The sequence below is a fragment of the Alkalihalophilus lindianensis genome (assembly GCF_032843265.1).
Taxonomy (GTDB): Bacteria; Bacillota; Bacilli; order Bacillales; family Bacillaceae_D; genus Alkalihalophilus; species Alkalihalophilus lindianensis.
Genome location: NZ_JAWJBA010000004.1, coordinates 38,690 through 59,050 on the forward strand (window position 1 = coordinate 38,690; position 20,361 = coordinate 59,050).

Consider the following 20,361-nt stretch of genomic DNA (forward strand, 5'->3'; position numbering starts at 1 on the left):
CGAACTCTAGTGAACTCTTTCACTAGAGTTTTTTTGAATCTGGAGAATGAATCTTCTTTGAAGGAGACGACAAAGACGATTTCGAAGTATAATTAAGGAGAATTTTCTGATATTAAAAAACTCTAGGTGAAAAGGAGAGGTTAAATGAGGGGTATACACAAGGGTTGGATGATCTTAACGTTGTTATTCTTTACAATGCTAGCAAGTCTAGGGTTCGGTCGCTTCTCATTAGGAGCTATTCTACCCTTTATGAGAGAAGGAATTGGCCTTGATTATAAAGAAATGGGCTTCGTAGCTTCGGCCGCTTTTTTTGGTTATTTAATAAGTGTAGCTGTCGTTGGCTATTTTGTGGTTCGATTCGGATCTAAATTAGTTATTAATATCTCTTTATTTATCATCATAATGGGTATGGTTATATGTGCAAATGCTGTATCATTTTCGTTTGCTTTGCTTGGTTGCTTATTACTAGGAGTAGGATCAGGCGGATCTTCAATTCCGGCGATGGGGCTTGCGGGGAAGTGGTTCTCTAACAAGAAAAAAGGGATGGCTATTGGAATTGCGATGGGGGGAGTAGGCTTAGGGATTGTCATTAGCGGCTTGCTTGTGCCTTCTATCGTTAGTATGAGTGTGGAGGGATGGAGATTTAGCTGGTACATTCTAGCTTTGGTGACGAGTGTCTTCATTTTTATTAATGCATTATTTTTGAAAAATGCACCCGAAGATATTGGCTTAAAGTCTGTCGGTGAAGGTGAGGTTGTAAAAAGGAACGTCACTTCTACTGTTGAGTCTCCGATAGAAGGTGGAGGTGACAAAACAGTTTATCGAAATAAAAAAGTTTGGGTGATAGGGTTTATTTATTTATCTTGGGGTTTTAGCTATTTAGTTTTTTCAACATTCTTGGTTGACTATTTAATGATCGATATAGGTTATACCAAAGAGTTAGCGGGATTATTTTTTTCAATAGCTGGTATCGCAAGTATAGCGAGCGGTTTTATCTGGGGTGTGCTCTCAGATATCTTAGGGAGAATGTATGCTTTGTCCGTCGTGTTAATTATTCAATTTGCTATGCTCATTGCTTTGTCTTTTACCAATTCTGTAGTAGTTATTGGAGCTGAAGTAGTGATATATGGGCTTACACTTTGGGGAGTACCAACAATTATGAATGCAAGTGTCGCAGATTTTGTTTCTTCATCAACTGTTCCAATTGCAATGGGATTTGTGACGATCTTCTTTAGCGTAGGGCAAATTATATCTCCTATTGTAACTGGACTAATTATAGAGAGTACAAACCAATATTTTGGAGCATTCATACTCTCTGCAGTTATTAGTTTGATAGGTGGATTAACATGCTTAAGGATGCACTATATCCAACATGCTAAGCAAAGACTTTATTTAAAGAGTAACAATGTTAACATGTAGTTAATCGATAATGAAAATGAAGGTGAATAGATGCAACCTCGAATTTTAATTACGGGTACTGATAGTGGTGTAGGGAAAACGACAGTTACGTTAGGGTTGATGGCAGCCTTTGCAAAACAAAATAAGCGAGTACAAGGGTTTAAGTGTGGGCCTGATTACATAGATCCAACATTTCATGAAGTCATAACGAAGCGACGCTCTTATCAACTAGATACTTGGATGACTTCTTGTGAGTGGGTAAAAGAAACATTTGTTAAGAGGAGTGAAGATGCTGATCTTTCGATTATTGAAGGAATGATGGGTTTTTACGATGGACGGTCACCCCTCTCAAATGAGGGAAGCACCTATGAGATTAGTCAGATATTAGATAGTCCATGCTTACTAGTAATAAATATCAATGGTTCTGCAAGAAGTGCTGCTGCAATGGTAAAAGGCTACCAGGAACTTGAGAGTGGGGCCAAGATAGTTGGTGTTATCTTAAACCAAGCAGGAAGTGAAGGTCATGCTAAGTTATGTAAGGATGCGGTTCAACAAATGTGCCACATACCTGTAGTAGGATACTTAAAGCGTGGAGATACTCCTCTATTACCTGAACGCCAATTGGGTCTAATACCAGCTCTTAAACAGGGGGAATATGATTCGTTTATTGATGAATTGTCAGTGACCATCTCAAAACAATTTGATTTAGATTTAATTTGGGGACTTGCTATACAGACTCATCCAGTGAAGCATGATGATGGCTGGTTAAACCTAAAAGAACAACCTCGGTCTCTCGTTCAAATAGCTGTTGCCTATGATGAAGCCTTTCATTTTTACTATGATGAAAATTTGAGGTTACTACAGGCAGCTGGGGCAAAACTAACGTATTTTTCTCCATTAAAAGGAGAGGGGCTTCCTAACGGTTGTGATGGTGTTTATCTTGGGGGAGGCTTTCCTGAAGAGTATGCCAAGGAGCTGTCTTTAAATAAAGAACTGTTTCAACAATTAAGAAAGGCTGCTAATGATCAAATGCCTATTTTAGCGGAATGTGGTGGGTACATTCTTCTTGGTGAAAGTTTGACATTAACAAACGGGGTAACGTATCCAATGGCGGGTGTGACACTTATGCACTTTCAAATGAACAACACTCTAACGGCAATTGGTTACCGAGAAGTCACTACAATCGAAAGCACTATTCTCGGTGAAAAAGGAACAATATTACGAGGCCATGAATTTCATTATTCTTCAAGTAGTCAGAATGAAGGAGATACATCTTGTTTTAAATATAAAACATGGAATGGGAAAGAAAAGCAACAGGGTTATATTAATGATTCTGTTGTAGCAAGTTATGTACACCTACATTTTGCCTCCTACCCAGAAGTGGCTAAAAACTGGGTAAAGGCATGCTGTGCCTATAAAGAAAAACGGATAAATTTAATGAACTGATTGTTCGGTTTCATAGGAATAAAGATAGGCAATTTGCTTGAAACCAAGATTGATATAAAGCTGATACGTCATCTCACTTGAGGCTAAGATACAGCTAGTAGCTCCATTTTTTGATTGTTTGACTATAGCGATACAAAGTTTGGTGGCTAATCCCTGTCTTCTGTAACTTGGTTCGATGTAAACATTGTCTAAACAAGAGCGGTTTGATTTTCTCGTTGAAGAGATACGTCCAAAACCAATTGGAAGATGCTCATCATATAAAACGTATTACTGAATACCGAATTATTCAAGTTGCTCTAAATTAATGGCCTTCACTTGAAAATGAGTGTTAATTTCTTGGGCCTCGATATAACTTGTAACTTGTTCTATTTTTGTTGAAACGTGAGAATATTTATGGCTTGAAGGAAGGTCCTCATTTGTCTCTAGATCCATAAGAAACTCATTGGTTTGGAATTGATACCCTGGAATGATGGGAGGTATAGAAGAGCTTGAAATGATGGTTAGCCAGTGTTCAGTGGGAATGGGCTGTTGGAGAAAATCTTGAAGGTGATCTTGTTTTACAAAAAATTCATGTATCCGATTGCTAATTGGATATCCGTGTTGCACATGCGTGTCTGTAGATGACTGAAGGATCGTTGTACCGTACGTATACCTACAAGCAACTAAGCCGCATATGTAGTCATAGAGCTGTTCATCTGAGTAGAGCAAAATACTCTTCCTTTCTTTTGGTTTGTCACAAGATATTGACTAGCTCCCTCCCTATACCTTTTCCTCATCATTAAAACTACCTTATTTTCAAAAAAAGTGTGCTAAAATGACATTCTGTATTAAAAGGGAAACTTATTTTATTTTACAACGTAAAAGGTAGCGGAGGTGTAATGAATGAATAAGCCAAAAACAGATCGTTTACTTAAAGGTGTGATTGGGACAAGCTTTGCTTTAGCAAGCTTAACAGCATGTTCTACCTCTTCCACACAAGAGTTAGTAAGTGTGCCAGAAAACGAAAATGTCTCAACCCCTACAGAAGAACCACCCTCCCCTCGGGAAACTGGCTGTGAGACATGGACTTGGGATGCAGAAGCAGAAGCTTATCAATGTGTAGAAGAAGGATCTGAACATAATGGTCATTATTATGCAGGTGGGAGTTGGTTTCCTACTTTTGCAGCTTTCATGGCTGGGCGCGCTTTAGGTGGTGCGGGAGCCGGTACTTCCTCTAGAGGAGCTAATCAAAGACAAGATGCAACCCCTAACTCGAATCAAAATCAACAGTCGACTCAGCAAAATCAATCTAACTCTAATTCAAACAACCAATCAACCAACTTACGATCAGGAATGGGTGGCGGTGGTTTCTTTGGAGGCTAAATTTAAAGCTGAAAGAGATCAATTTTATCATCAATTAGATTGTTTTTGGGATCGTCTTTATGGACAAGAGTATGCCCTATTTGATTGTTTAGAGCTCAATCAAGGTGAAGTAGAGGAGATCCGAACAGTAACTAATAGGGTCTATTCCCTCTTTAAAAAAACCAATCAACTCATTAGAGAAACTTCTGATGAGACGCTTTTACAATTAGGTTTCCCAAGCAAAACCATTCCCTTTCTACGATTACAAACGATCTCTTATGAAACAGTTATTGGACGTTTTGATTTTGTCCAAACAAATCAAGGGTTAAAGTTACTAGAGTTTAATGCGGATACTCCAACTTTTATTAGAGAACTTTTTGATGTGAATGGTAAGGTCAGTAACCAATTCAACTTAAAAGACCCGAATAAAGGGTTAGACGAAGGATTGGGTGAAGTAATCCGAAATGCTGTGTATCAAGCATCGCGGTTAATTGGTCAACATTCTCATCCTTATGTGGTGTTCACTGCTCATGTTGATGATATGGAAGATCGTGAAACGATGAAGTATTTGATGCAAGTTGCAAAAATTGATGGAGCCTTATTTATTCCTTTAAATGAATTGATTATCACCTCAGAGGGTCCGAAAACGGGAGTATATGATCCAAAAGGTAAACGAATTGATGTTCTTTACCGTCACACATACCCACTTGAGGCATTAATCAATGATCAAACAGGTGATGGTTATCCGATTGGTGAGGCTTTCTTACATCTTGTGAAAAATAAAAAAGTAGCTATGCTCAATCCGCCCTCTGCTTTCTTAATGCAAACAAAGGCACTTCTTGCTTTAATTTGGGGTATGCATGAACAAAAACATCCCTTTTATACGGCAGAAGAACATCAAGACATTTCAAGTTATTTTTTGCCAACTTATTTGGATGAGGAACCGTTAGTGGAGTCGGGTGAGAAATATGTATCGAAACCCGTCTTTGGTAGGGAGGGCGACACAGTAGAGGTTAAGCTTAAAGGGAACAACATCGGAAAACAAAATAAGTACACGTACGACCAGTTTTTAAAAACCTACCAACAGCATGTTGAACTGCCGAAAACGTTAATCCAAACTGAAAAAGGAAAAAAAGAAGCCCATCTTTTAGTTGGTAGCTTTATTGTGGGAGAGAGAGCAAGTGCAATGGGTTTTCGGGCAGGAGCTGCAATTACAGATAATTTATCTTATTACTTACCATGCGGAGTGAAAGGGGAAGACTAGTGGACATTCTATATTACTTACAAACGTTTGATCATTTTATTATTTATTTAGTCGCTTCGTTACTTTTATTTGGCTTAGGGACTTTTTTATTCAAATGGCTCACTCCATATTCAGAAAGAGATTTAATTCGAGCGGGGAATGTTGCTGTTTCGTTAAAATTATTAGGGAAAATGGCAGGACTTGTTGTCGTACTTCAGTCGGCGATACGAAGTTCAATCAATCTAATTGATTTAGCGATATGGGCACTGATTGCCATTGTTATTCAAGTGGTTCTTCATCTTATCATTGAACATGTTTTCACGCGTAAAACAAATTTGGCAAAAGAAGTTGAAAAAGGAAACGTTGCGGTAGGGTTATTTCTTGGAGGAATCTCGATTTTAGTTGGTCTAATTGTAGCTGCAACTATTAGTTATTAACAAACTGTGGAGGTTAAGCGATGTTATCTTACCTTTCTTTAACAAAGCCTTTCGACCAAAATAAATATGTTGAGCGATTTGATCAATTATATGAAAAAATGGCTCAAGCTGGTTTTACATGGGCGACTCTATATGAAAATTACGAAGATCATCAATATATGACTGATTCATTGCTTCAAGTTCCTTATAGCATGCATCAAGAAATTATCGATGCTACAAGGGCAGTCGAAGATATTTACAAAAAAACGTTTGAGATGATTCGTAGAAATCCAAATACAATTCACCGTCTTGGAATACCAATTATGCTGTGGGATTTGCTATTAGAGGATAACAGTACACGCTTTTCCTACTTTACTCGGTATGACTTCATTGCCTCTCAAAATGGCTTGAAGGTCATTGAAGCAAATACAGATACACCAGTTGGATTAGTTGAAACAGCTATTGCCCAACGGATCTTAGCAATGGAGCATCAAGTGGCAAATCCGCATGAAAAAATCGATCAGTTGTTAAAAGAAGCGTGGGAACAGATTATTAAAGATTACCATATGAGAAGTACCGATACGCTTTATATTACTGCAGCAAATTGGCATGAAGAAGATAAGCAAACAGCGAGTTATTTAATGAAACATTTCCCACAACAAGCCACCTATATTCCGCTTGAAGATATAGTCGTTACAAAAGATGGAGTATTTACACCGGAAGGACAAACGATTACATACCTTTATCGGTTGTACCCTTTAGAATATTTTCTGAATGAAAAGAGTGATACGGGCGAATCCATTGGAGAGCAGTTCCTTGTTCATGTGATGAATAGAAAATTGATGCTATTTAATCCTCCAGCGGCTCTACTTATGCAATCTAAGGCAATAATGGCTTTGATTACAGAGAAAAAAAGGGACTGGTACACTCGCAGTGAACAAGAGGTTATTGAACGCTATTTCCTACGGACATATGATGAGCAAGCTGGTTTATTCTCGTATGTGAAGAAGCCGGTTTTAGGAAGAGAGGGTGGAGGTATACAAATTGTAGAGAATAACGCCATTCTAGATGAGGACATCGATCATTACCAAGAGCAAGCAATGGTCTATCAAGATTATTTTCCGATGCCTGATCAAACGATTGATACATGGGACGGTCCTTATACAGGAAAACTCTTAATTGGTTCACATACCTTAAACGGTGTACCTGCTGGCTTGTTTTTTAGGGTTGGAGAATATATCACAGGAAATTTATCCATGTTTGTTGGATACACAATCATCAAATAATAGAAGAAGGTAGCAATTGTATTTTGAGGTGCAGAATGGGTACTGAGAATAAATTGAATCTTGGTATATTATTCTGATATATCAATGGTGTGATGCGTTAGCGCATGCAGCACCATTGTTTTTTTTATTCGAAGGAAGAATTGCCCCGGAAATAAATAGTTCAACTCCATCGAATGTCCTTTCTATTAAAAAATTCTACTATTTATTGTAATCTGACTTGTCTAAACACTTTTTTAATGTTAACTTAAAATAAAAATAAGTTAACAAACAGGAGTGATATATAATGAATAATTCTTGGATGCACTTTGCAGATCGCGTGATTAATGGTGAAAAATTAACACTTGAGGAGGGGCTAGCCGTATTACAGGCAGATGATGAGGAAGTTTTACCTATTTTACAAGCTGCATTTAAAGTTAGGAAGCACTATTATGGAAAAAAAGTAAAACTAAATATGATTATTAATGCAAAAAGTGGTCTTTGCCCTGAAAATTGTGGGTACTGTTCTCAATCTATTATTTCAACAGCCCCTGTAGAGAAATATTCTTTTCTGGATAAAGAAACATTATTAGCAGGTGCTAAAGAGGCAATGGAGCGTAAAGCAGGTACATATTGTATAGTTGCTAGTGGGCGCGGTCCAACTGAGCGGGAGCTCGACGGAGTAATTGAAGCGGTAGAAGAAATTACAGCAACGATGCCTTTAAAAATTTGTGCATGTCTCGGTATTTTAACAGATGAGAAGGCTAAAAAACTCCAGCAAGCAGGTGTTCATCGATACAATCATAATATCAATACTCACCGTGATCATCATGAGGCGATTACAACAAGCCATACATATGACAACCGAGTAGAGACTGTAGAGCATGCTAAAAATTCAGGAATGTCACCATGTTCAGGAGTCATCATTGGGATGGGAGAAACAGATAAACAAATTGTTGAAATGGCTTATGAGCTCCGGGCTATTGATGCTGATTCTATTCCAGTAAACTTTTTACATGCGGTACCTGGGACGCCACTTGAAGGGAGAAATCGAACAGCGCCTATGAAAGCCCTTCGAGTGTTAGCATTAATGAGATTTATCAATCCTACAAAGGAAATACGTGTATCAGGTGGACGTGAATTAAATTTACGCACATTGCAACCAATGGCCCTTTATGCAGCAAATTCGATATTCGTAGGCGATTATTTAACAACAGAAGGTCAAAGTGTTGAAATAGATCACCACATGATAGAGGATTTAGGGTTTGAAATTGAAGAATGTGCACTTCCTGTAACAAACGAGTCTTAATATACTCATAAAGAATTTGTTTTAACTCCATACTAAAGAAAGACACTAAAGGAGTTGATACAATGTTTAAAAAGAAACGATCATCTCGTTCAGGTTACTTAATGGGCACAATCGTCGGGGGAATGGTTGGAGTTGCAGGTTATTACTTACTTGCAACGGATAAAGGCAACCATCTCCGCAAAGATCTTGTGAATAAAATGCCAGAACGTTCAGGGTCAAAAGGGGCTTTGTCCCACTTATTGCTTGAATTTGGAAGTGAATGGAGCGAGGATATTAAAGAAGTATTAGGTGAATCAAAAAATCCGCAGCACAGAGAAGTTGCAAAAAAAGAAACCATTGATAATCAAAGGAAATCAGATATTGGAGAATTAATTCAAGGTGTTTTAGAGGAAGAGTAGTCTATTGACTGCTCTTTTTTGTGGTGATAGTACGATATCCTATACTGGAATTGTAAAAGATTCTCGTATTAACTCTGATAGGAGCTTACTTTACTTCTTTTATGGTAAAATGATCTTTCAATACAAAGAGGTGATCTTTTACATGGATAACGGTATAGAGCGCTGGAGAATGCTTCTTGCGTCTTTTCAACGCTTAGAATGGATTGATATTACCATTGCTATTGCGATCTTTTTGGTCTTTTTAGTTTTTAGAAAGCTATTTACAAAATATATTTTTAAATTTATTCTCACATTAACAAGAAAGACGCCAACTGAAGTGTTTACAAACGTACTGCTTTCCTTTGAGAAACCATTACGGCTTTTTTGGATCGTGTTAGGTACATATTTAGCTATGTTGTACTTACCGTTTAACATTACAACGACTGAGTTTGTCCAACATATTTATCGTACTTTTATTATTATGATACTTGGATGGGGCTTGTACAACTATATGTCCGCTCAATCAGCTTTCTTTTTCCGATTTGCAAGGAAAGTAGAATTAGATGAAGATAGTATGTTGGTCCCTTTCTTATCAAAGATCCTCCGTTTTTCAGTTATTGCTTTAACAATTGTTGTTATCGCAGGTGAATGGGGATATAGCATTAGTGGTTTTGTGGCTGGTCTAGGTCTCGGTGGTTTAGCATTTGCTCTTGCAGCCCAGGATACAATTGGCAATTTCTTTGGAGGAATCATAATCATTACAGAAAAGCCTTTCTCAAAAGGTGATTGGATTAAAACACCATCTGTAGAAGGAACTGTTGAAGATATTACATTTAGGAGTACACAAATTCGAACATTTGAAGATTCAATCGTTACTGTACCGAATTCGACTTTATCGAATGAACCTATCACGAACTGGTCAAAAATGAACAAGAGACAAATTACGTTTAAAGTAGGGGTTACGTATTCAACGCCGCAGCAGAAGTTAGAACGTTGTGTGCGAAAAATTGAAATCCTTTTGAGAGAACATGAGGATGTCAATCAAGATCTAATTATGGTTCGATTTAGTGATTTCAATAGTTCAAGTCTCGATATTTTTGTCTATTTCTTTACGAAAACGACAGCTTGGACCGAGTGGTATAGAGTGAAAGAAGATATAAATTTTAAAATTATGAGCATTCTTGAAGAGGAAGAAGTAGTGATTGCCTTCCCAAGTAGAAGTCTTTATGTAGAGAAGGACCAACAGTCGGTATTTGAGGACTTAATTGAAGAAGAAAAAATGGATGTAAGGCAAGAGGAGAAGAGCTCAAAATAATGAGCTCTTCTTTGTTTTGGACCTGTGCTTCTTCTTTCATAATAAAAGTATTATCTACACACACTAAATGAGCACATGAAAAACGTTCGGAAAAGAGTATGTGTAACAATGCTTTTAGAGAGGAAGAATGATGCATGAAAAAGTTAACAGTAACCTACAAAATTTCTATTGTCATGGCAATTGTCTTTGTTATATGGGGTACTTTCTTTCCAAAGCATTTAGGCGTCGTAATGGAAAGTGCTCAAACTTTTTTTCTAACTTCATTTGGTTGGTTCTATCAACTTTCCGCTACATTTTTTCTTTTGTTTGCTTTATTTTTAGTTTTCAGTAAATATGGAAAGATAAAACTTGGTAAAGACCAAGATAAGCCGGAATTCAATCGATTAACTTGGTTTGCGATGTTATTTAGCGCTGGAATGGGAATTGGGTTATTATTCTATGGTGTATCTGAGCCGATCTCTCATTATGCAGCACCGCCTTATGGTGGACCTGGTATGGAGAGGACGAGGGAGTCGGCATTGATTGCACTTAGATTTACATACTTGCACTGGGGGTTTCATGCCTGGGCAATATATGCCACCGTTGCCTTATCTCTAGCTTATTATAAATTTAGAAAAGAAGCACCTGGCTTGATGAGTGCAACGCTTTATCCGTTATTTGGGGATAAAGTGAGAGGTCCATTAGGTTATACAATCGATATTGTAGCGGTTTTTGCAACTTTATTTGGCGTATGTGCATCGTTAGGTTTGGGAGCTCAACAAATCAATGCTGGATTGAATTACTTAGTAGGACTTCCCATTAATTTCACCGTCCAGGTCATCATTATTGGCATTATAACGGTGTTGTTTATTATATCCGCAACAACTGGTATCAAAAAAGGAATTAAATATTTAAGTAACACCAATATGATTTTAGCAACTCTTCTTCTATTAATGATGGTCATTGTTGGTCCTACTTTGTTTTTGTTAAATTTGTTTACCCATACTTTAGGTCAATATATTCAAAACTTACCACAGATGGGTTTGCGTATCTCACCTTTTAATGAGGAGAGTGCAGCGTGGACGCAAGCTTGGACTATTTTTTATTGGGCATGGTGGATATCGTGGTCTCCTTTTGTTGGGATGTTTATTGCGCGGGTTTCAAAAGGAAGGACTGTAAGAGAGTTTGTCGTCGCGGTGTTAGTGGTACCAACTTTGGTTTGTACTTTTTGGTTTGCAATATTCGGTGGAACTGGGATTTACTTTGATTTAATCGAGGGGGTAGATGTAGCAGGACAAAGTCTCGAGACGGGTCTCTTTTATGTGTATCGTTACTTACCATTGGGTGGGGTCTTGTCTGTTATTACGTTATTGTTAATTAGTACGTTCTTTATTACTTCAGCTGATTCAGCTACATTTGTTCTAGGTATGCAAACGACCGAAGGAAACCTAAATCCATCTGTTATGATAAAAATATCATGGGGGCTTATTCTAAGTACCTCAGCAGTTGTATTAATGGCATCTGGAGGTCTTGATGCCCTCCAAACAGCCATCATTGTCAGCGCATTTCCACTAACGTTTATATTGTTAGCGATGAGTTACAGTATGTTAAAAGTATTTAAGGTAGAAATGAAGGCGACAAAAAAATAATCATGAAATGTAAGCATGGCTACGTTGATCCGTAGTTATGCTTTTTTAGGTATATTGTGGTGAGGTGAGAAAAGCTCTGAGATGTTCAAATGATTCTGAATCCTTTATAATGGGTGGATAGAGGTGAGAAAGAGAAAAAGAATGTGTTTTTAGGCAACTTTAAGGAGTGGAGAAACGATGATAGAAGAGAATACCGTGCAGTTTCGGCGGACAACGTTTGCTCTAAGTGTGGCTGCTTTTTTTATTTTTGCAAACTTACATTTTCCTCAACCAATTTTACCTGTTCTCGCTAGCGAGTTCCATGTATCTGATGTAGTAGTGAGTCTCATCATTTCGGTACCATTATTTGTCCTAGCCATTGCCTTTTTTGTATATGGTCCTCTTTCTGATACGATAGGCCGCAAGAAGATAATGAACACTGCAATGGTTTTTGCTTGTATTATCTCACTAGGGTTAGTAGTCGTTCCAAGCTTTGAAGGGTTGTTGGTTCTTCGTACTCTACAAGCAGTAGCGCTAGCTGGAGTACCTACCATCGCTTTAGCTTATATAAGTGAAGAATATGCGAAAAAGGCAATGACTGTTGCTATTGGTGTATATATTAGTGCAAATAGCTTTGGTGGTATGGTAGGCCGTTTTATGAGTGGAGTAGTGACTGATGTGGCTAGTTGGAGAATGGCCTTTTTGGTTATGGGTTTAATTAGTGTTGTCTCAGTCATTCTTGTATTAATTTTACTACCAAAATCGAAGCAATTTGAGCCTCAATCGTTTGATTTTAAGTCTGTCATTAGTCATTACAAGCATCATTTACTTGATAAACAATTACAACCAGCTTTCATTGTAGGTGGTTTGCACTTCCTACTTTTTATAGGGTTTTATAGTTATGTGGCATTTCTGTTGTTAGGAGAACCGTTTTCCTTATCTACTACTGTGATTGGTTTTATTTTTATCACGTATATGGCAGGCACGGTAAGTTCTACATTAGCTGGAAAGCTCTCAAAAAAGCATTCCCAAGTATTCTGTTTAAAAATTGGTATCGTCATTATGGCGATTGGAGTTTCTTTTACGTTGATTTCTCATTTATTCATGATCGTTCTTGGCTTATTGTTATTAAGTTTTGGTTTCTTTTTTGCTCACTCTTGCTCTAGTGCCTGGGTGTCTAAATATTCTACAGTCGCTAAAGCAAGTGCTTCAGGGTTGTATTTAACTTCCTATTACGTTGGAGGAGGACTTGGAGGGATCTACTTAGGGTGGTTTTGGATGAGAGCTGGATGGTTAGGTGTTGTTTTAGGATCGATGATTGTATTAATGATTACAACCATTATCACCATCCATATGAAACATCTTGAAGTAAATGATCATGTTGAATCTCCTTCAATCACTGCAAATTAAGACTTAATTGTTATTGTATCGACATTTTACACAGTTAATCGCAAATTTAGTGTCTGACCACGAAGATATCTGTCTTAAAAATGAGAAAGGTTTTGATAGGAAATCAAAAAAATCGCACGAATAGTTATTTTTAACAAAAGAACGTTTTAAAAACTGGTAATGGAGGGTAACTCTATATATAGATATAGTTCCCGTTAAATTAAACGTTCTAAATGGTTAAAGGTAGGTGTGCGAATGATGAAATTTATTAAATTTTTTCTTATAGGCTATATGGTATCCATTCTTGCAGGTTGTGGACAAGGTGACTCAATTGTAATGAATATTGAAGAATTGGAGCGTCCAAGTTCGGTTGTTTCTGCTGCGACCCCATCTTTTCTTTCCTTCACATGGATTGAGAAGGGCTTCAACGGTGTATTTGCCCCTTCAGATCAAGCAATTGGAAAATCACAAGCCGAAGTAGTGGCTCAATTGGGTGAACCAAATGAAAAAGGATCGTACGAAGGTGGTCATTTCTATGCATATGACCGTACAACGTATATTTTCTCAAAGAAAGATGATTTACTTGAAGCAATTACAATGGATATTTCTGATTATAGGGTTTCAGCAGATGAGATGAAGCGTGCTTTAGGGACACCTGATCGAAGTGAAATAGACGAGTTAAGCGGTTATTGGACGTATCATTATGAATTAGACGATTATACTTTGTATTTTGAAGCACATGATGAAGGAAGTTCGCTTGAATTTGTTTGGTTTATGAAAAGTAAATAAAGGTTGAAACAGAAGCACTAACTTATAGGTTAGTGCTTTTTTGCATGATTAGTATAATTTTTCAAAAAAATTAGAAAAAACAGTTGTTTTTATTCTGATACTGTTATATTATAAAACACGTAGAAACAAACTGTAATAATACAGAGAGGTTAAAGGGGTCAAAACAGAAGGGGTGAGAGTGCACAAGCAGCAGAGCAATTAACAAGTTGAATGGTGAAGATGAGTTAGATTGGGAGAAACTGTAATCACACATCAAGTGCATAGCTGTTTGAAGGAAAGCAAATGAAATCATTTGTGCAAGTGGAGACTCTGTTATTGAACAGAAGGGGAGAAAAGAAGTTTTTTCTGAATCTTGTACATTCCGTACAGCAACATCAACTTAAATAAAGGGAGAGATTATCATGACAAAAGAAAACAAAAAGTTAGCAGCTGAACAATTACAAGCACAATGGGAAAATGATAAAAGATGGCAAGGAATTGAACGTACATATACTGCAGAAGAAGTTGTTAAATTAAGAGGTTCTGTGCAAATTGAACATACATTAGCTAAGCGTGGTTCAGAAAAGCTTTGGGACTATCTGCATACAGAAGATTACATTAATGCACTAGGTGCACTTACAGGAAACCAAGCAGTACAACAAGTAAAAGCTGGTTTGAAAGCGATTTATCTAAGTGGATGGCAAGTAGCAGCTGATGCTAACTTAGCGGGGCAAATGTATCCGGATCAAAGTTTATATCCAGCAAACAGTGTTCCGAGTGTTGTAAAGCGCATTAACCAAGCTCTTCAACGTGCTGATCAGATTCAACATATGGAAGATGAGGGTGACATCGATTATTTCGCACCGATTGTAGCCGATGCTGAAGCAGGATTTGGTGGACAATTGAACGTATTTGAATTAATGAAAGGGATGATTGAAGCTGGAGCGTCAGGTGTTCACTTAGAAGATCAATTAGCTTCAGAGAAAAAGTGTGGTCACTTAGGCGGTAAAGTTCTTATTCCAACTCAAACAGCAGTACGTAACCTAATCTCTGCTCGTCTTGCAGCTGACGTAAGTGGCGTGCCGACATTATTAATTGCTAGAACAGATGCAGATGCAGCTGATTTGATCACAAGTGATATTGATCCTGCTGATCATCCGTTCATTACTGGTGAACGTACTCCAGAAGGATTCTATCGTACAAATCCAGGTCTAGACCAAGCGATTGCTCGTGGACTTGCATATGCTCCTTATGCAGATCTTATCTGGTGCGAAACGTCTAAACCATCACTTGAAGAAGCACAAGCATTTGCAGATGCTATCCATGCTAAATTCCCAGGTAAAATGCTTGCTTATAACTGTTCACCTTCATTTAACTGGGAAGCAAATCTTGATAAAGAAACAATCGAAACGTATCAAGTGGAACTTGGGAAAATGGGTTACAAATTCCAATTCGTTACACTTGCAGGCTTCCATGCTCTAAACCACAGTATGTTCGAGCTTGCTCATGGCTACAAGAAACGTGGAATGGGTGCATATTCAGAATTACAACAAGCTGAATTTGCAAGTGAATCAAAAGGGTACACAGCTACTCGTCACCAACGTGAGGTAGGTACTGGTTACTTTGATGAGATTTCACAAGCAGTTTCAGGCGGAACATCTTCTACAACGGCACTTAAAGGCTCAACAGAAGAATCTCAATTCCAAAAACAATAATCACTCAAATTGAAAAACGGTTCATCAACTGATGAACCGTTTTTTTTATGGTGTTTTAATTTGATAGGCTGATAGCTTAGCTGCAATCTCTTCTTGTGAAGCTTGAGCTTCTACAAATAAAGAAATGAGATCCTTGTATAGGCTGTGTTTCTCTTGATTAAAGTAAATGGTATCCCCCATAGGGATATGATTAGCGATATTTTCAAGGTTATCTTCTTCGCCGATCGCCATTAAGCTAAACCAAGCAGCTCCCCAAGCGGCACTTTGATGAGTGAGTGGTATCTCCAAGTTCTTACCAAATACATCAGCTACAAGTTGTAACCAGAATCGTGAACGAGCAAAACCTCCATTAACATAAATCCGTTTATTTTCCCCTGTAACGTTTTCGACAATAGCACTAATTTGATAGAGGTTAAAGACAATGCCTTCTATACATGAACGCAGGAAATCTGCTTTTGTATGGGTGCTACTAATCCCTAACCATGCTCCTCTCGCATCAGCTCTCCAAAGTGGAGCGCGTTCGCCGTGTAAGTAAGGTAAAAATAAAAGGCTGTTTGCTCCAGGTGGAGAAGTTTGGGCAAGACTTAAGGCGTTCTCAAATCGAGTTAACGAAGTATCTGAATTAGAAGGGGATAAGGTTTCAATTGCCCATTGTAAGACATTTCCACCGTTATTAGTAGGCCCGCCTAATACCCAATGACGTTCTGAAATGGAGTAGCAAAATATTTGTTTTAATGTGCGAGCTGGGGAAGAACTGATCTTTCGTATAGCGCCACTTGTCCCGATCGTTAATGTTAAATCTCCTTCTTTAATAGCACCTACCCCTATATTAGCGAGGGGACCATCACTTGATCCTACAGCAAAAGGTGTATCGCGATGAATACCTAATTGTTGAGCAAATTCTTCAGTAAGTCCCTGACATACATAAGTCGGAGAAACAGGAGTTGATAATTGATCACGGGTAATACCCGCAATATTTAAAGCGGTTTCATTCCAGTCTAATGTATGCACATTGAATAAACCTGTAGCCGATGCCACGCCGTAATCAACGACAAACCTATTAAACCAACGAGAGATAAAGAATTCTTTAATTGAAACGAATTTAGTAGCATTCAAGTAAGGTGTATATGCATGTTCCTTCATCCATAACAGCTTGAATAGAGGCGACATTGGATGAAGTGGTGTGCCATTTTTCTCGAGCTCTGAACGGTCTTCCTTAAGGTAATGATTAACTTGCTTAATACTTCGACGATCTGCCCATGTGATCATTGGAGACAACGGTCTATTGGAGTCGTCTACACATATAAGCGAGTGCATAGCAGCAGAGAACCCAATTGATAACAATTGGTCAGGTTTAATTCGACTTTTTTTCATAACTTCTGATACAGAATGTACGATAGCCTCCTCAATTAATAGAGGATCTTGTTCTGAGTAATCAGGCTTAGGTGATGAAGTAGGATATGGTGCTTCTGCTTCAGAGGCAACATGTCCCGACCTTGTAAATAAAACTACTTTTGCAGAAGTAGTCCCAATGTCTATCCCCATAACATATGTTGAGTCTTTACTAGTTTGACACTCCATGTTTGACACTCCATTATATTCGTTTATTTGAAATTGCTTTTCTCATTCGGCTAAGCGAATCTTTCATTTGTTCTTTTCTAGCAATACTAACATTTACGTATAAGGCATCAATAATACTTAATTGAGCTAGTCTTGATGCAAGTGCTTCAGAACGAAATTCAGTTTCTTTTGATACGGTGAATAAAGGGATATCTACTTGTTTACTTAAAGGTGATTTGCCAAGTGTCGTGATGCAGATCGTCGTCGCACCGTGCTCTATAGCAACATCAAGCACTTGCAGCATATCTCGATTGGTGCCTGTATGAGAGATTAAAACGACAACATCTTCTTTAGTAAGCTGTGACGCAGACATTACTTGAAAGTGAGAGTCTTGGTATGCAACCGTTGGGATACCGGTCCTCAAAAATTTATGATGAGCATCTAGCGCAATAATTCCAGAACCACCGTTCCCATAAAATTCAATCCTTCTTGCATGAACGAGAGCATGAACAGCTTTTTTGTAAGCCTCAGATTCAATGACATGTAACGTATCTTCTAATGTTCGAATATTTGATTTGAAAACTTTTTCAGTAATCGTTTTTTCATCATCTTCTTCTTTAATCGTTTCATGAATGTCTTGAATGGGTGTTACGACTTCAGATGCAAGTGAGATTTTCATCGCTTGAAACCCTGTGTAACCAAGGCGTTTACAAAATCTAAATACAGTCGCTTCAGCTACACTAAGATCCTCAGCTACTTGGTTAATAGTGGCATGAATCATGCCAGATGGATTTGAAAGGATGTAATCGGCTACTTGTTTTTCTTTCTCACTAAAAGATGAATAAGTTGCTCGTATTTTAGTGAGACATGGAATATATTCATTTGTCATGCTAATACGCTCCTCTAAAAATGAGTGGTTATAGAACTATTATAATAAAAGTTTACAACAAAAAAATATTTTTTCATATTTTTTATTGTAAAAGAAAAATTTTATTCTATAATGAGAACCAAGGGAATAAAGTTTCAATAACAATAAAACAAAAGAAAAATAATTTCTTGAAAGTTTTAGGAGCTGAGAAGTCATGCAAATCGGAATGGTTGGATTAGGCAAGATGGGTTATAACCTAGTATTGAATTTACTTGATCACAAGTATGAAGTCGTTGCTCATGATGTCGATCTATCACAAGTGAGCTCAATTGAAAACGAAGGAGCAATTCCTGCTTATTCATTAGAAGAGCTTGTTTCAAAGTTAAAGAAGCCTAGAGTTATTTGGTTAATGGTTCCTGCAGGAGAAATAACAGAGCATGTATTATCTAGTTTAGAAAATATGCTCGATAGTGGAGATATTGTGATTGATGGGGGCAATTCAAACTACAAGGACACACTTACTCGCGCAGAGAAATTAGCAGAAAAAGGAATTTCGTTTGTGGATGTTGGAACAAGCGGTGGGGTTGAAGGTGCCAGAAATGGTGTATGTATGATGGCTGGAGGACCTAAGGAAGTTCTTACTTATTTAGAGCCGGTTTTCAATGATATATCTGTCACAGACGGCTATTTGGCAAGTGGTAAAGTCGGAAGTGGTCATTTTCTTAAGATGATTCATAATGGGATTGAATACGGAATGATGCAAGCGATTGCAGAAGGCTTCGAAATCTTGGAGAAGAGTCCTTTTGATTACAACTATGAGGAGGTAGCGAAGGTGTGGAATAACGGATCTGTTATTCGTTCATGGTTAATGGAATTAACAGAGAATGCTTTTAAGAAAGATCCTAAGCTATCAGAGATTCGTGGTGTAATGAACTCATCAGGAGAAGGTAAGTGGACAGTAGAAACGGCCCTTGATCTTCAAACGGCAGCACCTGTGATTGCTTTGTCACTAATGATGCGTTACCGTTCACAAGAAACAGATACATTTAACGGTAAAGTAGTCGCAGCTCTTAGAAATGAATTTGGTGGTCACGAAGTTGTAAAAGCAAAAAATTAAACAGGAATGTAGAGGGAAAACCCTCTTAATAATAAAAAAGGGTTTTGAAGGGAGAGCAATAGAATGAAAAAGGTAATGTCATCATTTTTTATTGGATCATTGGCTTTGTTTTTAGCAGCATGTGGAGGAAGTGACTCTACTCAAGGAAATGGAAGCGCTTCAAACGGAGAGGAGGTTGCTACTGAGCAGACTGATTCAAAAACAATTCGTGCAGGTATCGGATTAAATAACGAGCATCCTCAATATAAAGGTCTTGAGAAATTTGCAGAGTTAGTGGAAGAGAGAACAGATGGATCGATCGTAGTTGAAACCTATCACAGTGGTCAATTAGGCGATGATCGCTCCATGATGGAAGCGCTACAATTAGGCACACAAGAAGTTACCGTTCCATCTACAGCTCCAATTGCTAATTTCGTATCAGAATTTTCTGTATTTGATTTCCCTTTTTTATTTCCGAACAGTGAAGTGGCAGACGAAGTTCTTGATGGAGAAGTAGGTCAAAGTTTCTTAGATAAATTAGAAGACCAAAACTTAATGGGTCTTGCATATTGGGAAAATGGATTCCGCAACTTAACGAACAGTAAACAACCTGTTGCAACACAAGAGGATTTTCAAGGGTTGACTATTCGTACAATGGAAAATGACCTTCATTTAGAAGCATTCCGTGCACTTGGTGCAAATCCGACTCCTATGGCATTTACTGAACTATTTACAGCTATGCAACAAGGAACTGTAGATGGTCAAGAAAACCCCTTCGCTACCATTTATCTAGAAGGCTATTATGAAGTACAACAGCATGTATCGAACACAAACCATATTTACAGCCCATTTGTGTTTATGATGAGTAAGTCATTTTTTGATTCATTAACAGAAGAAGAGCAAGAGATTGTTAGTGAAGCAGCACTTGAGGCAGGTGCTTACCAACGCGAATTGAATCGTGAAGCAAATGAGACTTATCTAGCAAATCTTCAAGAAGAAGGTATGACGTATACAGAAATTAGTGAAGACGAGCGTCAAAAAATGGTTGAAACTGTTCAACCTGTCATAGATAAATATGCTGAAAACATTGGCACTGAAGTTGTAGAGAAGGTTTATTCTGCAATTGAAGCTGCACAGTAAAAAAAGTAAAATTGAAGGACTTGGCCTAACAGGTTTGAGTCCTTCTTTTCAAAAAAATCAAAAAAGAAGCACAAAAGTGAATATGCATATAGACATAATTAGTTTTGTACT

18 protein-coding genes and 1 pseudogene are annotated in these 20,361 nt (G+C 37.8%); 15 read left to right on the top strand and 4 right to left on the bottom strand.

The annotated features are described in order from the left end of the window. Positions 1-144 precede the first annotated feature (144 nt). Positions 145-1,419 carry an MFS transporter gene (locus RYX56_RS12755; protein WP_317122430.1) on the top strand — a complete coding sequence of 425 codons (1,275 nt, stop codon included), beginning with the start codon at positions 145-147 and terminating at the stop codon, positions 1,417-1,419. Between the two features lie 30 nt (positions 1,420-1,449). Beyond that, complete coding sequence (locus tag RYX56_RS12760; protein WP_317122431.1) at positions 1,450-2,844, top strand: cobyrinic acid a,c-diamide synthase CobB; 1,395 nt, start codon at positions 1,450-1,452, stop codon at positions 2,842-2,844. Here RYX56_RS12760 and RYX56_RS25825 read toward each other — a convergent pair. Further along, a pseudogene (locus RYX56_RS25825) lies at positions 2,833-3,099 on the bottom strand (GNAT family N-acetyltransferase); the annotation flags it as partial. The gene RYX56_RS12760 and the pseudogene RYX56_RS25825 overlap by 12 nt on opposite strands. Positions 3,100-3,126: 27 nt before the next feature. Beyond that, positions 3,127-3,552: a hypothetical protein gene (locus tag RYX56_RS12765; protein WP_317122432.1), complete on the bottom strand. Its 426-nt coding sequence runs from the start codon at positions 3,550-3,552 to the stop codon at positions 3,127-3,129. 174 nt (positions 3,553-3,726) lie between these two features. Between RYX56_RS12765 and RYX56_RS12770 the strand changes: the two genes are divergently transcribed. The 11 genes from RYX56_RS12770 to aceA all read left to right on the top strand — a co-directional run bounded on the left by RYX56_RS12770 (position 3,727) and on the right by aceA (position 15,586). Then, positions 3,727-4,206, top strand: a complete 480-nt coding sequence (locus RYX56_RS12770) for a hypothetical protein (RefSeq protein ID WP_317122433.1) — start codon at positions 3,727-3,729, stop codon at positions 4,204-4,206. Continuing rightward, on the top strand, positions 4,196-5,449 hold the full coding sequence (locus RYX56_RS12775; protein ID WP_317122434.1) for a glutathionylspermidine synthase family protein: 1,254 nt from the start codon (positions 4,196-4,198) through the stop codon (positions 5,447-5,449). The genes RYX56_RS12770 and RYX56_RS12775 overlap by 11 nt, the downstream gene beginning before the upstream one ends. Further along, positions 5,449-5,865, top strand: coding sequence for a DUF350 domain-containing protein (locus tag RYX56_RS12780; protein WP_317122435.1), 417 nt, complete (start codon positions 5,449-5,451; stop codon positions 5,863-5,865). The genes RYX56_RS12775 and RYX56_RS12780 overlap by 1 nt, the downstream gene beginning before the upstream one ends. A gap of 20 nt (positions 5,866-5,885) precedes the next feature. Continuing rightward, positions 5,886-7,130, top strand: coding sequence for a glutathionylspermidine synthase family protein (locus tag RYX56_RS12785; RefSeq protein ID WP_317122436.1), 1,245 nt, complete (start codon positions 5,886-5,888; stop codon positions 7,128-7,130). Between the two features lie 283 nt (positions 7,131-7,413). Continuing rightward, complete coding sequence (bioB, locus tag RYX56_RS12790; RefSeq protein ID WP_317122437.1) at positions 7,414-8,415, top strand: biotin synthase BioB; 1,002 nt, start codon at positions 7,414-7,416, stop codon at positions 8,413-8,415. Between the two features lie 62 nt (positions 8,416-8,477). Next, on the top strand, positions 8,478-8,813 hold the full coding sequence (locus RYX56_RS12795; protein WP_317122438.1) for a YtxH domain-containing protein: 336 nt from the start codon (positions 8,478-8,480) through the stop codon (positions 8,811-8,813). A 142-nt stretch (positions 8,814-8,955) separates the two neighbouring features. Further along, on the top strand, positions 8,956-10,107 hold the full coding sequence (locus RYX56_RS12800; protein WP_317122439.1) for a mechanosensitive ion channel family protein: 1,152 nt from the start codon (positions 8,956-8,958) through the stop codon (positions 10,105-10,107). A gap of 134 nt (positions 10,108-10,241) precedes the next feature. Next, positions 10,242-11,735, top strand: coding sequence for a glycine betaine uptake BCCT transporter (locus RYX56_RS12805; protein ID WP_317122440.1), 1,494 nt, complete (start codon positions 10,242-10,244; stop codon positions 11,733-11,735). Between the two features lie 177 nt (positions 11,736-11,912). Beyond that, positions 11,913-13,124, top strand: a complete 1,212-nt coding sequence (locus tag RYX56_RS12810; protein ID WP_317122441.1) for an MFS transporter — start codon at positions 11,913-11,915, stop codon at positions 13,122-13,124. 234 nt (positions 13,125-13,358) lie between these two features. Then, positions 13,359-13,892, top strand: coding sequence for a DUF4309 domain-containing protein (locus RYX56_RS12815; protein ID WP_317122442.1), 534 nt, complete (start codon positions 13,359-13,361; stop codon positions 13,890-13,892). A 401-nt stretch (positions 13,893-14,293) separates the two neighbouring features. Beyond that, positions 14,294-15,586 carry an isocitrate lyase gene (gene aceA / locus RYX56_RS12820; RefSeq protein ID WP_047973790.1) on the top strand — a complete coding sequence of 431 codons (1,293 nt, stop codon included), beginning with the start codon at positions 14,294-14,296 and terminating at the stop codon, positions 15,584-15,586. A gap of 45 nt (positions 15,587-15,631) precedes the next feature. Here the strand turns inward: aceA and RYX56_RS12825 are convergent, their stop codons facing one another. Then, positions 15,632-17,167 (bottom strand): gluconokinase, encoded by a 1,536-nt coding sequence (locus tag RYX56_RS12825; RefSeq protein WP_317122443.1) that lies wholly within the window; start codon positions 17,165-17,167, stop codon positions 15,632-15,634. A gap of 13 nt (positions 17,168-17,180) precedes the next feature. Beyond that, complete coding sequence (locus RYX56_RS12830; protein WP_317122444.1) at positions 17,181-18,035, bottom strand: MurR/RpiR family transcriptional regulator; 855 nt, start codon at positions 18,033-18,035, stop codon at positions 17,181-17,183. Positions 18,036-18,228: 193 nt separating this feature from the next. On the opposite strand from RYX56_RS12830, the gene gnd reads away from it, so the two are divergent. Next, positions 18,229-19,131, top strand: coding sequence for a phosphogluconate dehydrogenase (NAD(+)-dependent, decarboxylating) (gene gnd, locus RYX56_RS12835; protein ID WP_317122445.1), 903 nt, complete (start codon positions 18,229-18,231; stop codon positions 19,129-19,131). Positions 19,132-19,194: 63 nt separating this feature from the next. After that, the gene (locus RYX56_RS12840) at positions 19,195-20,250 is read left to right on the top strand and encodes a TRAP transporter substrate-binding protein (RefSeq protein ID WP_317122446.1); all 1,056 of its coding nucleotides are present in this window, start codon (positions 19,195-19,197) and stop codon (positions 20,248-20,250) included. Positions 20,251-20,361 lie beyond the last annotated feature (111 nt).

Excerpts from the sequence above, each read along its gene's own strand:
- RYX56_RS12805 (WP_317122440.1), top strand. The coding sequence starts at position 10,242 with ATGAAAAAGTTAACAGTAACCTACAAAATTTCTATTGTCATGGCAATT.
- gnd (WP_317122445.1), top strand. The coding sequence starts at position 18,229 with ATGCAAATCGGAATGGTTGGATTAGGCAAGATGGGTTATAACCTAGTA.
- RYX56_RS12770 (WP_317122433.1), top strand. The coding sequence starts at position 3,727 with ATGAATAAGCCAAAAACAGATCGTTTACTTAAAGGTGTGATTGGGACA.
- RYX56_RS12840 (WP_317122446.1), top strand. The coding sequence starts at position 19,195 with ATGAAAAAGGTAATGTCATCATTTTTTATTGGATCATTGGCTTTGTTT.
- RYX56_RS12810 (WP_317122441.1), top strand. The coding sequence starts at position 11,913 with ATGATAGAAGAGAATACCGTGCAGTTTCGGCGGACAACGTTTGCTCTA.
- RYX56_RS12825 (WP_317122443.1), bottom strand. The coding sequence starts at position 17,167 with ATGGAGTGTCAAACTAGTAAAGACTCAACATATGTTATGGGGATAGAC.
- RYX56_RS12815 (WP_317122442.1), top strand. The coding sequence starts at position 13,359 with ATGATGAAATTTATTAAATTTTTTCTTATAGGCTATATGGTATCCATT.
- bioB (WP_317122437.1), top strand. The coding sequence starts at position 7,414 with ATGAATAATTCTTGGATGCACTTTGCAGATCGCGTGATTAATGGTGAA.
- RYX56_RS12830 (WP_317122444.1), bottom strand. The coding sequence starts at position 18,035 with ATGACAAATGAATATATTCCATGTCTCACTAAAATACGAGCAACTTAT.
- RYX56_RS12795 (WP_317122438.1), top strand. The coding sequence starts at position 8,478 with ATGTTTAAAAAGAAACGATCATCTCGTTCAGGTTACTTAATGGGCACA.
- aceA (WP_047973790.1), top strand. The coding sequence starts at position 14,294 with ATGACAAAAGAAAACAAAAAGTTAGCAGCTGAACAATTACAAGCACAA.
- RYX56_RS12800 (WP_317122439.1), top strand. The coding sequence starts at position 8,956 with ATGGATAACGGTATAGAGCGCTGGAGAATGCTTCTTGCGTCTTTTCAA.
- RYX56_RS12755 (WP_317122430.1), top strand. The coding sequence starts at position 145 with ATGAGGGGTATACACAAGGGTTGGATGATCTTAACGTTGTTATTCTTT.
- RYX56_RS12785 (WP_317122436.1), top strand. The coding sequence starts at position 5,886 with ATGTTATCTTACCTTTCTTTAACAAAGCCTTTCGACCAAAATAAATAT.
- RYX56_RS12760 (WP_317122431.1), top strand. The coding sequence starts at position 1,450 with ATGCAACCTCGAATTTTAATTACGGGTACTGATAGTGGTGTAGGGAAA.